12 protein-coding genes are annotated in these 13,610 nt (G+C 62.3%); 8 read left to right on the top strand and 4 right to left on the bottom strand.

Going from position 1 to position 13,610, the window contains the following annotated elements; genetic code table 11:
* The first annotated feature begins 31 nt into the window (after positions 1 to 31).
* Genes fmt through ABIE20_RS14250 form a run of 4 tightly spaced genes read left to right on the top strand, consistent with a single transcriptional unit; the run spans position 32 to position 3,989 of the window.
* Entirely contained in the window at positions 32 to 964 is a 933-nt protein-coding gene (gene fmt, locus ABIE20_RS14265; RefSeq protein WP_429505615.1) for a methionyl-tRNA formyltransferase, read from the top strand.
* The gene (rsmB, locus tag ABIE20_RS14260) at positions 961 to 2,271 is read left to right on the top strand and encodes a 16S rRNA (cytosine(967)-C(5))-methyltransferase RsmB (protein WP_429505614.1); all 1,311 of its coding nucleotides are present in this window, start codon (positions 961 to 963) and stop codon (positions 2,269 to 2,271) included. Before fmt ends, rsmB begins: the two co-directional genes overlap by 4 nt.
* Before the next feature lie 19 nt (positions 2,272 to 2,290).
* A complete protein-coding gene (trkA, locus tag ABIE20_RS14255; RefSeq protein WP_010222685.1) occupies positions 2,291 to 3,664 on the top strand; it encodes a Trk system potassium transporter TrkA in 1,374 nt (457 codons plus the stop codon).
* A gap of 13 nt (positions 3,665 to 3,677) precedes the next feature.
* Positions 3,678 to 3,989 (top strand): tetratricopeptide repeat protein, encoded by a 312-nt coding sequence (locus tag ABIE20_RS14250; protein WP_429505613.1) that lies wholly within the window; start codon positions 3,678 to 3,680, stop codon positions 3,987 to 3,989.
* A 94-nt stretch (positions 3,990 to 4,083) separates the two neighbouring features.
* Here the strand turns inward: ABIE20_RS14250 and ABIE20_RS14245 are convergent, their stop codons facing one another.
* A complete protein-coding gene (locus ABIE20_RS14245; RefSeq protein WP_429505612.1) occupies positions 4,084 to 4,971 on the bottom strand; it encodes a lysophospholipid acyltransferase in 888 nt (295 codons plus the stop codon).
* Positions 4,972 to 5,010: 39 nt separating this feature from the next.
* Entirely contained in the window at positions 5,011 to 5,562 is a 552-nt protein-coding gene (locus tag ABIE20_RS14240; protein ID WP_429505611.1) for a DNA-3-methyladenine glycosylase I, read from the bottom strand.
* Positions 5,563 to 5,644: 82 nt separating this feature from the next.
* Between ABIE20_RS14240 and glyQ the strand changes: the two genes are divergently transcribed.
* From glyQ to ABIE20_RS14220, 4 genes are all read left to right on the top strand, one after another.
* Positions 5,645 to 6,592 carry a glycine--tRNA ligase subunit alpha gene (glyQ, locus tag ABIE20_RS14235; RefSeq protein WP_010222689.1) on the top strand — a complete coding sequence of 316 codons (948 nt, stop codon included), beginning with the start codon at positions 5,645 to 5,647 and terminating at the stop codon, positions 6,590 to 6,592.
* Positions 6,589 to 8,643 carry a glycine--tRNA ligase subunit beta gene (gene glyS / locus ABIE20_RS14230; protein WP_429505610.1) on the top strand — a complete coding sequence of 685 codons (2,055 nt, stop codon included), beginning with the start codon at positions 6,589 to 6,591 and terminating at the stop codon, positions 8,641 to 8,643. The genes glyQ and glyS overlap by 4 nt, the downstream gene beginning before the upstream one ends.
* A gap of 3 nt (positions 8,644 to 8,646) precedes the next feature.
* On the top strand, positions 8,647 to 9,177 hold the full coding sequence (gmhB, locus tag ABIE20_RS14225) for a D-glycero-beta-D-manno-heptose 1,7-bisphosphate 7-phosphatase (RefSeq protein ID WP_429505609.1): 531 nt from the start codon (positions 8,647 to 8,649) through the stop codon (positions 9,175 to 9,177).
* A 64-nt stretch (positions 9,178 to 9,241) separates the two neighbouring features.
* On the top strand, positions 9,242 to 10,012 hold the full coding sequence (locus tag ABIE20_RS14220) for a lysophospholipid acyltransferase family protein (protein ID WP_429505608.1): 771 nt from the start codon (positions 9,242 to 9,244) through the stop codon (positions 10,010 to 10,012).
* Between the two features lie 173 nt (positions 10,013 to 10,185).
* Here the strand turns inward: ABIE20_RS14220 and ABIE20_RS14215 are convergent, their stop codons facing one another.
* Complete coding sequence (locus tag ABIE20_RS14215; protein ID WP_429505607.1) at positions 10,186 to 11,808, bottom strand: MFS transporter; 1,623 nt, start codon at positions 11,806 to 11,808, stop codon at positions 10,186 to 10,188.
* 101 nt (positions 11,809 to 11,909) lie between these two features.
* Positions 11,910 to 13,559 carry a GMC family oxidoreductase gene (locus ABIE20_RS14210; protein ID WP_429505606.1) on the bottom strand — a complete coding sequence of 550 codons (1,650 nt, stop codon included), beginning with the start codon at positions 13,557 to 13,559 and terminating at the stop codon, positions 11,910 to 11,912.
* Positions 13,560 to 13,610: the final 51 nt, after the last annotated feature.

Genomic DNA, 13,610 nt, shown 5'->3' with positions numbered 1-13,610 from the left:
GCAAGCCTTTTTCTTTTTAAGCGAGAACTCCATGCGCATTGTCTTCGCAGGCACCCCAGAGTTTGCCGCCGAACACCTCAAGGCCCTGATCGCCAGCCCCTATGAAGTGGTAGCGGTCTACACCCAACCGGACCGTCCGGCCGGTCGTGGGCAAAAACTGATGCCCAGCGCGGTCAAGCAACTGGCTGTGGATAACGGTATCCAGGTCCTGCAACCCCCGACCTTGCGCAATGCCGAGGCACAAGCGGAACTGGCTGCGTTCAAGCCCGACCTGATGGTGGTGGTCGCCTATGGCCTGATCCTGCCCCAGGCGGTGCTGGATATTCCGCGCCTGGGCTGCATCAACAGTCATGCGTCGCTGCTGCCGCGCTGGCGTGGCGCCGCGCCGATCCAGCGCGCGGTCGAAGCCGGTGACAGCGAGAGCGGCGTCACCGTGATGCGCATGGAAGCGGGCCTGGACACCGGGCCGATGCTGCTCAAGGTCAGCACCCCGATCAGCGCCAGCGACACGGGTGGCAGCTTGCACGACCGCCTGGCAGAAATGGGCCCGCCCGCCGTGCTCGAGGCCATTGCCGGGCTCGCCGCTGGCACCTTGCAGGGTGAAGTCCAGGACGACAGCCTGGCCACTTATGCACACAAGCTGAACAAGGACGAAGCGCGCCTGGACTGGAGCCGTCCGGCGGTTGAGCTGGAGCGCCTGATTCGCGCCTTCAACCCGTGGCCGATCTGCCACAGCACTCTCAACGGTGAAGCCCTGAAGGTGCTCGGCGCGAGTTTATCCACAGGCTCCGGCACCCCGGGTGAAATCCTCTCCGCCAGCAAGGACGGCCTGATCGTCGCCTGCGGTGAGCAGGCGCTGTGCCTGACCCGCCTGCAACTGCCGGGCGGCAAAGCGCTGAACTTCAGTGACCTGTTCAACAGCCGCCGTGAGAAATTCGCCACCGGCACGGTGCTTGGCCAATGAATCCACGTCTGGCAGCCGCCCGCGCCCTGGCGGCAGTACTCAGTGGCAAGGCGTCGCTGAACAGCTCGCTGCCAAGCCAACTGGACAAGGTCGAAGTCCGTGACCGTGGCCTGACTCAAGACCTGGCCTTCGGCACCGCGCGCTGGCAGCCACGGCTGTCGGCCCTGGCTGAGCGCCTGTTGCAAAAGCCCTTCAAGGCCGCCGATGCCGATGTCGAGGCACTGCTGCTGGTCGGCCTGTACCAGTTGCTCTACACGCGTATCCCCGCTCACGCCGCCATCGGCGAAACCGTAGGCTGCGCCGACAAGCTGAAAAAGCCCTGGGCCAAGGGTTTGCTCAATGCCGTACTGCGCCGTGCACAACGTGAAAGCAGCGATATCTTCGCCGAACTGGAACGCGACCCGGTCGTGCGCACCGCGCACCCGCGCTGGCTGCAAAAGTCGCTCAAGGCGTTCTGGCCCGAGCAGTGGGAAGCCATCTGCGCCGCCAACAACGCCCACCCGCCGATGATCCTGCGGGTCAACCGCCGCCATCACAGCCGCGATGCCTACCTCGAACTGCTGCGTGAAGCCGGCCTTGAAGCGGCGCCGTGCCAGTTCAGCGGCGACGGCATCTTGCTCGCCGAAGCCTGCGATGTACGTGGCCTGCCTGGTTTCGACCAGGGCTGGATCAGCGTTCAGGACGAAGCCGCGCAACTAGCCGCCGACTTGCTCGACCTGGCCCCAGGCCAACGCGTGCTCGACGCCTGCTGCGCCCCGGGCGGCAAGACCTGCCACTTGCTCGAAGCCCAGGCCGGGCTCGACGCTGTGGTCGCCATCGACCTGGAAGCCAAGCGCCTGACCCGCGTGCGCGAGAACCTCGATCGCCTGGGCCTTGATGCGCAGTTGATCGCCTGCGACGCCCGTGACACCGCCAGCTGGTGGGACGGCAAGGGTTTCCAGCGCATCCTGCTTGATGCGCCGTGCTCGGCCACCGGCGTGATCCGCCGCCACCCGGACATCAAGTTGACCCGCCAGGCCGACGACATTGCCGCCCTGGCAAGCCTGCAAGGCGAGCTGCTTGATGCCCTGTGGCCAACACTTGAGGTCGGCGGCATCCTGCTTTATGCCACCTGCTCGACCCTGCCGACGGAAAACACCGAAGTGGTCGAGGCCTTCCTCGCCCGCACTCCCGGCGCCCGTGAGCTGGACCTGGCAACCCAGGCCGGCATCCGCCAGCCCCATGGCCGCCAGTTGCTGGCCCAGGAAGGCGGACATGACGGCTTTTACTATGCCAAGCTGATCAAAATCGCCGCCGCGCGCGGATAACAAGAGAAGGGAACAGCGGATGAAGATCATCATCCTCGGCGCAGGACAGGTCGGCGGTACGCTGGCTGAACACCTGGCCAGCGAAGCCAACGACATCACCGTGGTCGACACCGATGGCGACCGCCTGCGCGACCTCGGCGACCGCCTCGACATCCGTACCGTGCAGGGCCGCGCCTCCTTCCCGACCGTGCTGCGCCAGGCCGGCGCCGACGATGCCGACATGCTGGTGGCGGTCACCAATAGCGACGAGACCAACATGGTCGCCTGCCAGGTTGCCCATACCCTGTTCCACACCCCGACCAAGATCGCCCGGGTGCGCGAATCGGCCTACCTGACCCGCGCCGGTCTGTTCGACAACGACGCCATTCCGGTCGACGTGCTGATCAGCCCCGAGCAGGTGGTGACCCACTACATCAAGCGCCTGATCGAACACCCCGGCGCCCTGCAGGTAATCGACTTCGCTGAAGGCAAGGCCCAGCTGGTGGCGGTAAAGGCCTATTACGGCGGGCCGCTGGTCGGCCAGCAACTGCGCCAGATCCGCGCGCACATGCCCAACGTCGACACCCGTGTAGCAGCGATCTTCCGTCGTGACCGGCCGATCCTGCCGCAAGGCGACACGGTCATCGAAGCTGACGACGAAGTGTTCTTCATTGCCGCCAAGGCACACATCCGTGCGGTGATGGGCGAGTTGCGACGCATCGACGAAACCAACAAGCGCGTTGTCATCGCCGGTGGTGGGCAGATCGGCGAGCGTCTGGCCGAGGCCATCGAAAGCCGCTACCAGGTGAAGATCATCGAGATGAACCCGGCCCGTTGCCGGCACCTGTCCGATACCCTGGAAAGCACCGTGGTGCTGCAGGGCAGTGCCTCGGACCGCGACCTGATGCTTGAAGAGAACATCGCCGAAGCCGACATCTTCCTGGCCCTGACCAACGACGACGAAGCCAACATCATGTCCTCGCTGCTGGCCAAGCGCCTGGGCGCGCGCAAGGTGATGACCATCATCAACAACCCGGCTTATGTCGACCTGGTCCAGGGCGGTGAAATCGACATCGCCATCAGCCCGCAGTTGGCCACCATCGGTACCCTGCTGGCCCACGTGCGCCGCGGCGATATCGTCAGCGTGCACTCGCTGCGCCGCGGTGCGGCCGAGGCCATCGAAGCGATTGCCCACGGCGACTCGAAGTCGAGCAAAGTGATCGGCAAGGCCATCGAAGACATTGCCCTACCGCCGGGCACCACCATCGGCGCAATCATCCGCGACGAAGAAGTGCTGATCGCCCATGACGACACGGTGATTGAAGCGGGCGACCACGTGATCCTCTTCGTTGTGGATAAAAAGTACATCCGTGACGTCGAGAAGCTCTTCCATGTAGGGTTGAGCTTCTTCTAAAGAGGGACCTGGAATGCGCGAATCACTGGAAAAAATGCTCGCCAAGGGTGTGGATAACGCCCTGTTGCGCTTTGGCCTGGGCAAGGCCTGGCTTGATGAAGGCAACGGCGCCGAAGCGGCCGTGCATTTACAGCGCTGCGTCGAGCAAGACCCGAAGTATTCGGCGGCGTGGAAGCTGCTGGGCAAGGCGCATCAGCTCGAGGGCGACCTGGCAGCTGCGCGCCAGGCCTGGGAACAGGGGCTGGAAGCGGCTCGCGCGCACGGCGACAAGCAGGCTGAGAAAGAGATGACGGTGTTTCTGAAGAAGCTCGACAAAATTGTTTAGGACCGCTTCGCGGTCCATCGCCGGCAACGCCGGCTCCCACAATTGATGGCCAAACTCGATCCTGTGGGAGCTGGCTTTGCCAGCGATAGGGCCCTCAATACCAGCGCGGCTCGCCCGCCGGGCGCTTCTTGAAGCGCTTCATGCTCCACATGTACTGGCTCGGATAAGCCCGCACATAGCGCTCGACCACCTGGCTCATGGCCGCCGCCGAGGTTTCGGTGTCTTCGCTGTACATCGCCTCGGGCGCCGCTTCCAGGATCACCTTGAAGCCCGAGCCATCCGGCAGGCGCAGGGCATGCAGGAACACCCCGACCGCCTTGCCGCCAGCGAGCATGTTCGGCACGAACTTGCTGGTCAGCGCCTTGGTGGCGAAGAACGGCACGAAGATACCCGCCGACTCGGCCGGCTCCGGGTCGGCCGGGATGCCCACCTGACCGCCTTTGCGCACTTCCTTGATGATGCTCAGGATGCCTTCCTTGGTGGACGCGGCGACGCGGTTGCCCAGTTGCACACGCTGTTCGCGCAGCAGGTCATCAACCGCCTTGAGCTTGGGCGGGCGGTAGAAAATGATCGGTTTGCACTGGCTGCAATAGAAGTGGTTGAGCACTTCCCAATTGCCCAGGTGGCTGGTGATGCCAACCACGCCCTTGCCCGAGGCCAGGGCCGCCTCGAGCACTTCCAGGCCTTCGACTTCGCGCACCAGGTCGAGCGAACGCTGGGCCGGCCAGATCCAGGCGCAGGCGCTTTCGGTAAAGGACTTGCCGATATCCATCAGGGTCCGACCCACCAGTTGCTCACGGGCAACCGGGTCCATTTCCGGGAAGCATTTGGCCAGGTTGATGCGCACCACGTTGCGCGAACTGTTCGGCACCTTCCACATGATCCAGCCGATAGCCGCGCCGACCCGCTGTACCGCGCCCCAGGGGAGCTTGGCAAACAACCGCAACGCCCCGACCATCAAGGCGCCCTTGAATTTATCCACAGGCTGGTTCCTCTTTCTGCAAGCCGGCCATTGTAACCCTCAGCGCAGCAGAGCGGCGTAGCGATCACAATCGGTGGTGTGGTCCATGACCATGCCAGTGGCCTGCATGAAGGCGTAGCAGATGGTCGGGCCGACAAAGGTGAAGCCGGCCTTCTGCAATGCCTTGCTCATTGCCTTGGCCTCGTCGGTAACCGCCGGCACCTCGCTGCGCTGGACGAAATGATTGATCTTCGGCGCGCCGCCGACGAACGACCAGAGCCATTGCCCGGGATTTTCCAGCGCCAGCCAGGCACGGGCATTGCGTCGTGCGGCATTGAGCTTGAGGCGGTTGCGGATGATGCCCGGGTCAAGCATGCGCTCTTCGATTTCGTCGTCGCTCATCTGCGCCAGGCGCTCTGGATCGAAGCCAAACAGCACCTGGCGGTAGCGTTCGCGCTTTTTCAGCACGGTGATCCACGACAACCCGGCCTGGAAGCCTTCGAGCAACAGCATCTCGAACAGCAGGCGCGGATCGCGCTGCGGCGTACCCCATTCCTGGTCGTGGTAAGCCTGGTAAAGCGGATCGTCGGTACACCAAAAGCAACGTGGCATAAGGCTCCAAGGGTAGAGGCCTGCGCGAATCGGGTTATACTCCCGCTCTTTATATTCGCAGCCCTAGAAACAGGTGAATTTCGTGAGCCAGCCTACGCCAGCCGTGCGTACCTTCCAAGACTTGATCCTCGCCCTGCAGAACTACTGGGCCGAGCAAGGTTGTGTGGTGCTTCAGCCCTACGATATGGAAGTAGGCGCCGGCACTTTCCATACTGCCACGTTCCTGCGCGCCATCGGCCCGGAAACCTGGAACGCCGCCTATGTGCAGCCTAGCCGTCGTCCGGCGGATGGCCGTTATGGCGAAAACCCGAACCGCCTGCAGCACTACTATCAGTTCCAGGTGGTCCTCAAGCCGAACCCGGCGAACTTCCAGGAACTGTACCTGGGCTCGCTGAAAGCCATCGGCCTCGACCCGCTGGTGCACGACATCCGTTTCGTCGAAGACAACTGGGAATCGCCGACTCTCGGCGCCTGGGGTCTGGGTTGGGAAATCTGGCTCAACGGCATGGAAGTCACCCAGTTCACCTACTTCCAGCAAGTGGGCGGCATCGAATGCTTCCCGGTCACCGGTGAAATCACCTACGGCCTGGAACGCCTGGCCATGTACCTGCAGGGCGTGGATTCGGTCTACGACCTGATCTGGACCGACGGCCCGTTCGGCAAAGTGACCTATGGCGATGTGTTCCACCAGAACGAAGTGGAGCAATCGACTTACAACTTCGAACACGCCAACGTCGAGAAGCTGTTCGAACTGTTCGACTTCTACGAAAGCGAAGCCAACCGCCTGATCGAGCTGGAGCTGCCGCTGCCGACCTATGAAATGGTCCTCAAGGCCTCGCACACCTTCAACCTGCTCGATGCCCGTCGCGCCATCTCGGTGACCGAGCGTCAGCGTTACATCCTGCGCGTACGGACCCTGGCCCGGGCCGTGGCCCAGAGCTACCTGCAAGCCCGAGCCAAGCTGGGCTTCCCGATGGCGTCCCCTGAATTGCGTGATGAAGTGTTGGCTAAGCTGGAGGCTGCACAATGAGTGCTCAAGATTTCCTGGTTGAACTGGGCACCGAAGAGCTGCCACCCAAGGCCCTGAGCAGCCTCGGCGACACGTTCCTCGCCGGTATCGAAAAAGGCCTGCAGGCCGCTGGCCTGAACTACACCGACAAGCAGGTGTTCGCCGCGCCGCGCCGCCTGGCGGTGCTGATCCGCAACCTCGATACCCAGCAGCCGGACCGCAGCGTCAACCTCGACGGCCCGCCGCGCCAGGCTGCCTTCGACGCTGAAGGCAACCCGACCCAGGCCGCCCTTGGCTTTGCCAAGAAGTGCGGTGTAGAGCTGTCGGATATCGACCAGAGCGGCGCCAAGCTGCGCTTCTCCCAGCACATTCCGGGCAAGGCTACCGCCAGCCTGCTGCCGACCATCGTCGAAGACTCGCTCAACGACCTGCCGATCCCCAAGCGCATGCGCTGGGGTGCCCGCAAGGAAGAGTTCGTGCGTCCGACCCAGTGGCTGGTGATGCTGCTCGGTGACGAGGTAGTCGACTGCACCTTGCTGGCGCAGAAAGCTGGTCGCGAATCCCGCGGCCACCGCTTCCATCACCCGGAAAACGTGCGCATCAGCGCCCCGGCCAATTACCAGGAAGACCTGCGCAAGGCCTACGTCCTGGCCGACTTTGCCGAGCGCCGCGAGCTGATCAGCAAGCGTACCGCCGAACTCGCCCTGCAGCAGGAAGGGAGCGCCATCGTGCCGCCAGCCCTGCTCGACGAAGTGACCGCCCTGGTTGAATGGCCTGTGCCGCTGGTGTGCTCGTTCGAAGAGCGCTTCCTGGAAGTGCCGCAAGAAGCGCTGATCACCACCATGCAGGACAACCAGAAGTACTTCTGCCTGCTGGATGCCGACGGCAAGCTGCTGCCGCGCTTCATTACCGTGGCCAACGTCGAGAGCCGCGATCCGAAACAGATCGTCGAAGGCAACGAGAAGGTCGTGCGTCCGCGCCTGACCGACGCCGAGTTCTTCTTCAAGCAAGACAAGAAGCAGCCGCTGGAAAGCTTCAACGAGCGCCTGCAGAACGTGGTGTTCCAGGCCCAGTTGGGCAGCGTGTTCGACAAGGCCGAGCGGGTTGCCAAACTGGCCGCCTTCATCGCCCAGCGCATCGGCGGTGACGCCCAGCGCGCGGCGCGTGCCGGTTTGTTGTCGAAGTGCGACCTGGCCACCGAGATGGTCGGCGAATTCCCTGAAATGCAGGGTGTCGCCGGTTACTACTACGCCCTCAACGACGGCGAGCCGCAAGACGTCGCCCTGGCCCTGAACGAGCAGTACATGCCGCGCGGTGCTGGTGCCGAACTGCCGTCGACCCTGACCGGCGCGGCCGTGGCCATTGCCGACAAGCTCGACACCCTGGTCGGTATCTTCGGTATCGGCATGCTCCCGACCGGTAGCAAGGACCCCTATGCCCTGCGTCGCGCAGCGCTGGGCGTGCTGCGCATCCTGATCGAGAAGCAGCTGGACCTGGACCTGAACGAAGCGGTGAATTTCGCCGTCAGCCAGTTCGGTGCCAAGGTCAAGGCCGCAGGCCTCGCCGAGCAGGTGCTGGAGTTCGTCTTCGATCGTCTGCGTGCCCGTTACGAAGACGAAGGCATCGACGTTGCCACCTACCTGTCGGTGCGTGCCCTCAAGCCAGGCTCGGCCCTGGACTTCGACCAGCGCGTGCAGGCCGTCCAGGCCTTCCGCCAGCTGCCGGAAGCCGCTGCCCTGGCCGCGGTGAACAAGCGCGTGTCGAACCTGCTGAGCAAGGCCGAGGGCGCTGTCGCCACCACAGTCGAGCCGAAGTACTTCGACAACGCCAACGAGTTCTCCCTGTACTCGGCGATCCAGCAAGCCGACCAGGCCGTCCAGCCAATGGCTGCGGCACGCCAGTACAGCGAGTCGCTGGCCCGCCTGGCAGCGCTGCGTGAGCCGGTAGACGCCTTCTTCGAGGCGGTGATGGTCAACGCCGACGACGCCAATGTCCGCGCCAACCGTTATGCCCTGCTCAGCCGCCTGCGCGGTCTGTTCCTGGGCGTGGCCGACATTTCGCTGCTGGGGTAAGTCTTGAAGCTGCTGATTCTCGATCGGGACGGGGTGATCAACCAGGACTCCGACGCCTACATCAAGTCGCTGGACGAGTGGATTCCAATCCCGGGTTCGATCGAAGCGATTGCGCAGTTGAGCAAGGCCGGCTGGACGGTGGCGGTAGCCACCAACCAGTCCGGCATTGCCCGTGGCTACTACGACCTGGCGACCCTCGAGGCCATGCATGCGCAACTGCGCACGCTGGTGGCCGAGCAGGGTGGCGAAGTCGGGCTGATCGTCTACTGCCCGCACGGGCCGGATGAGGGCTGCGCCTGCCGCAAACCCAAGCCGGGCATGCTCACCACCATTGCCGCGCACTACGACGTGAATCTGGCCGGCGTGTGGTTTGTCGGTGATAGTAAGGGTGACCTGGACGCCGCTTTGGCCGTCGATGCTCAACCGATTCTGGTAAAAACCGGAAAAGGCGAGAAGACCCTGAGCAAGGGAATTCCAGAAAAAACGCTGATTTTCGATGATCTGGCAGCCATCGCCAGAGAACTTATCCACTAATAGCGCGTCTGCATAACAGGCGCACTTTTACTAGGCGGGCAAGCCCGCAACGGTACATGCCGCTATGTCGATCTTGCAGGCGATCAGAATTTTTCTTTTTTACCTGCTGCTGGGTACCAGCTCCTTGCTGTGGTGCACCCTGAGCTTTTTTATCGCGCCGTTTTTGCCTTTCAGCGCCCGCTACCGCTTCATCAACGTCTACTGGTGCCGCTTTGCGCTGGTGTTGGTACGGGTGTTTCTCAACATCAAGGTCAAGGTCACCGGGGCTGAGAACATCCCCAAGCAACCTTGCGTGATCCTCTCCAACCACCAGAGCACTTGGGAAACCTTTTTCCTTTCCGCCTATTTCTCGCCCTTGAGCCAGGTGCTCAAGCGTGAACTGCTGTACGTGCCGTTCTTCGGCTGGGCCATGGCCATGCTGCGGCCGATCGCCATTGACCGCGACAATCCCAAGGCAGCCTTGAAGCAAGTCGCCAGCAAGGGCGATAAATTGCTCAAGGAGAACGTCTGGGTGCTGATCTTCCCCGAAGGCACCCGTGTGCCGTTCGGCCAGATCGGCAAGTTCTCGCGCAGCGGTGCCGCGTTGGCGGTCAACGCTGGCCTGCCGGTACTGCCGATCGCCCACAACGCCGGCAAGTTCTGGCCCAAGCAGGGCTGGGGCAAACGCGCCGGCACCATCGAGGTAGTTATTGGCGCCCCGATGTTTGCCGAAGGCAGCGGCCCACGGGCGATTGCCGAGCTCAACGACCGTGCTGCAGCCTGGAACGAACAAACCCAACGCGAGCTCGGCTCGCTGCCTGCAGCAGCGTCGAACGCTGCGCAAGGCGTGGCCTGACCGATCTGTGGATAACTTGTGTACAGTATTTGGATTTCTCAGCGAAAAATGCGCTAAGTGATTAATTTAGCTACTTATTTCTCTGTATGACTGTTTTCTGAAAATCGTGCATAAGTTTTTTCGCGGCATAAAAAAACCGGCGCTTACGCCGGTTTTTTTGTGCCTGCAAATCCTCACACCTTGTCGATATCCACATCACGGGTTTCTTTCAGGCAGAACAGCCCCACCACCAGGCTGATTCCGGTGATCAGCACCGGGTACCAGAGCCCGTAGAAGATGTCGCCGGTGTACACCACCAGGGCAAAGGACACCGTGGGCAGGAAGCCGCCGAACCAGCCGTTGCCGATGTGGTAGGGCAGCGACATCGAGGTGTAGCGAATACGAGTGGGAAACAGCTCGACCATCACCGCCGCCAGCGGGCCGTAGGTCATGGTCGCGATCAGGATCATGGCGACGATCAGCAGCACCACCATCGGCTGGTTGACGCTGGCAGGATCGGCCTTCGCCGGGTAACCCGCCTTGTCGATGGCTGCGCGCATGGCTGCTTCGTCGAAACCGTTGATCTTCTGCTCACCGATGCTTACCACAACTTCGGCGCCAGTGGCTGCCTCGGCCGAGCTGTAGGGCAGGCCCTGTTTGACCAGGAAGGTTTTGACCTTGTCGCAGGGGCTGTCAAAACGCGCCTTGCCCACCGGGTCGAACTGGAAGGTACAGCCTTGCGGATCGGCCATCACCACGATCGGTGCCTGACGGCTGGCGGCGTCGATCTGCGGATTGGCGTAGTGACTCAGGGCCTTGAACAGCGGGAAATACAGCACAGTGGCCAGCAGCAGGCCGAGCATCAGGATCGGCTTGCGCCCGACCCGATCCGATAGCCAACCGAAGAACACAAAGAACGGCGCGCCGATCACCACGCTGATGATCAGCAGGGTGTTGGCCTGGGCCGGGTCCATCTTGAGCATCTGGGTAAGGAAGAACAGCACATAGAACTGCGCGGTGTAGAAGGTCACCGCCTGTCCGGCGTTGATGCTGAACAGGGCAGTGAGCACCACCTTGAGGTTGGGCCAGGAGCCGAACGATTCACGGATCGGCGCTTTACTGGTTTTGCCCTGAGCCTTCATTTTCACGAAGGCTGGCGACTCGTGCATGCTCATGCGGATCCAGGTAGAAATCCCCAGCAGCACGATCGACAGCAGGAACGGCAGGCGCCAGCCCCAGACTTCGAACTGGTCGCCACTGATGTAACGGCTACCGAGTACTACCAACAACGACAACAGCAGGCCGAGGGTCGCGGTGGACTGGATAAAACCGGTGTGGAAGCCACGTTTACCGGGTGGCGCGTGTTCGGCAACATAAGTCGCCGCGCCACCATACTCACCGCCCAGCGCCAGGCCCTGGAGCATGCGCAGCACTACCAGGATGATTGGTGCAGCAATACCGATGCTGGCGTAGGTCGGCAACAGGCCGACGGCAAAGGTCGACAGGCCCATCAGCACGATGGTCACCAGGAAGGTGTACTTGCGCCCGATCATGTCGCCCAGGCGGCCGAATACCAGTGCACCAAAGGGCCGCACAAGAAAACCGGCAGCAAAGGCCATCAAGGCAAAGATAAAGGCTGTGGTGTCGTTCACCCCGGCAAAGAACTGCTTGCTGATGACCGCCGCCAACGCCCCATAAAGAAAAAAGTCATACCACTCGAAAACCGTCCCGAGGGATGACGCGAAAATGATCTTGCGTTCTTCCCGGCGGCTGGTGCTCGCCGTTGCAGCGCCCTGCTCTTGAATGTAATCCGACATCGTTGCTGTCCTCGGCCTGCAGGCCCCAGTGATTATTCTTGTTGTTCCACTGTCGACGCCGGCAGACTGCGTCCGGCGTCGTTGTTGCTACGCACCCTGCGTCAGGGCGTCGGTACTGCGGTTTTTTCGTCGATGCGGGTTGTGGATAACCTTTCCTGGCGAATCAGTTGCGCCGCCTTCTCGGCAATCATCAGGGTAGGGGAGCACGTATTACCGGAGACGATTTGCGGCATGATCGAGGCGTCGGCAATTCGCAGCCCCGGCACGCCGTGCACGCGCAACTGTTCATCGACCACGTCCAGCGGCCCGTTGCCCATGCGGCAGGTACCCACCGGGTGGAAAATGGTAGTGCCAATCTGCCCGGCGGCTTCATGCAGCTGCTCTTCGCTTTGCAGGTCCGGGCCGGGCAGGTATTCACGCGGGCTGAAGGCCACCAGGGCAGGGGCCTGAACGATTTTGCGAGTCAGGCGAATGGCTTGGGCGGCAACACGCAGGTCTTCAGGGTCGCTCAGGTAGTTGGGGTCGATCAGCGGCGCGTCGTCAGGGTTGGCCGAGCGAATATCGATACGCCCGCGGCTGGCCGGGCGCAGGTTACACACCGAGGCGGTAAAGGCCGGGAAGCGGTGCAGCGGCTCGCCAAAGCGTTCCAGCGACAAGGGCTGCACGTGGTATTGCAGGTTGGCCGAAGCTTGTTCAGGCCCGGAACGCACGAACGCCCCCAACTGGCTTGGCGCCATCGCCAGCGGCCCGCTGCGATCGTATAGGTAACGCAATCCCATGCCGAGCTTGCCCCAGGGGCTGTTGGCAACCTGGTTGAGGGTGCGCGCCTGGGTAACCTGGTAAATCAGGCGCAATTGCAGATGATCCTGCAGGTTACCGCCGACCCCAGGCAATTCATGACGAACAGTTATCCCCAGACTCTCGAGCAAGCCACGTGGGCCGATGCCGGAGCGCTGGAGGATCCCGGGCGACCCCACGGAGCCCGCGCACAGGATGATCTCCCGACGTGCCCTGAAGTTCTGCCAGTTGCCTTGCCAGCGGGAACGAACCTGAGAAGCACGACCTTCTTCGAGCAACACTTGGTCAACCAGCACATCGGTCAGCACGGTCAGGTTGGGACGTTTGAGGATCGGGCGCAAAAAGGCCTTGGCCGAGTTCCAGCGAATGCCGGAGCGCTGGTTGACTTGAAAGTATCCACAGCCCTGGTTATCCCCAGTGTTGAAGTCAGCAACACTGGCGATGCCACTTTGTGCCGCGGCTTCGCGGAAAGCATCGAGGATCGGCCAGGAGTAGCGTTGTTGCTCAACTCGCCACTCGCCTTCGTTGCCATGGGCTTCACTGGCCCCGCCGAAGTGGTTTTCGCTGGCCTTGAACAGTGGCAGCACATCCTTCCAGGCCCAACCGGCATTGCCTTGTTCGGCCCAGCGATCGTAATCGCCTGCCTGACCACGCATGTAGATCATGCCGTTGATCGAAGAACAGCCACCGAGCACCTTGCCCCGTGGATAACCCAGGGCACGGCCATTGAGGCCGGGTTGCGTTTCGGTCTTGAAGCACCAGTCGGTGCGCGGGTTACCGATGCAGTAGAGGTAACCCACCGGAATGTGAATCCAGGGATAGTTGTCGCGCCCACCGGCTTCGAGCAACAACACCCGGCAGCCTGGGTCGGCTGATAAGCGATTGGCCAGAAGGCACCCGGCAGGGCCGGCACCAATCACCACGTAGTCGTAGACAGGATCGGCTGTGGGCATGGGCAACCTCGCGCCTGATTATTATTCTTGTCCCAGCCCATGTTATTGATT

Origin of the sequence: Pseudomonas sp. 2835, from assembly GCF_050435905.1 — a bacterium.
GTDB lineage: Bacteria > Pseudomonadota > Gammaproteobacteria > Pseudomonadales > Pseudomonadaceae > Aquipseudomonas.
Note: the sequence above shows the minus strand (reverse complement) of the source record. Positions and strands in the feature narration are given on the sequence as shown.

Coding starts and splice junctions, on each gene's coding strand:
- ABIE20_RS14210 (WP_429505606.1), bottom strand. CDS start 13,559: ATGCCCACAGCCGATCCTGTCTACGACTACGTGGTGATTGGTGCCGGC.
- ABIE20_RS14220 (WP_429505608.1), top strand. CDS start 9,242: ATGTCGATCTTGCAGGCGATCAGAATTTTTCTTTTTTACCTGCTGCTG.
- ABIE20_RS14240 (WP_429505611.1), bottom strand. CDS start 5,562: ATGCCACGTTGCTTTTGGTGTACCGACGATCCGCTTTACCAGGCTTAC.
- ABIE20_RS14250 (WP_429505613.1), top strand. CDS start 3,678: ATGCGCGAATCACTGGAAAAAATGCTCGCCAAGGGTGTGGATAACGCC.
- fmt (WP_429505615.1), top strand. CDS start 32: ATGCGCATTGTCTTCGCAGGCACCCCAGAGTTTGCCGCCGAACACCTC.
- ABIE20_RS14215 (WP_429505607.1), bottom strand. CDS start 11,808: ATGTCGGATTACATTCAAGAGCAGGGCGCTGCAACGGCGAGCACCAGC.
- glyS (WP_429505610.1), top strand. CDS start 6,589: ATGAGTGCTCAAGATTTCCTGGTTGAACTGGGCACCGAAGAGCTGCCA.
- rsmB (WP_429505614.1), top strand. CDS start 961: ATGAATCCACGTCTGGCAGCCGCCCGCGCCCTGGCGGCAGTACTCAGT.
- trkA (WP_010222685.1), top strand. CDS start 2,291: ATGAAGATCATCATCCTCGGCGCAGGACAGGTCGGCGGTACGCTGGCT.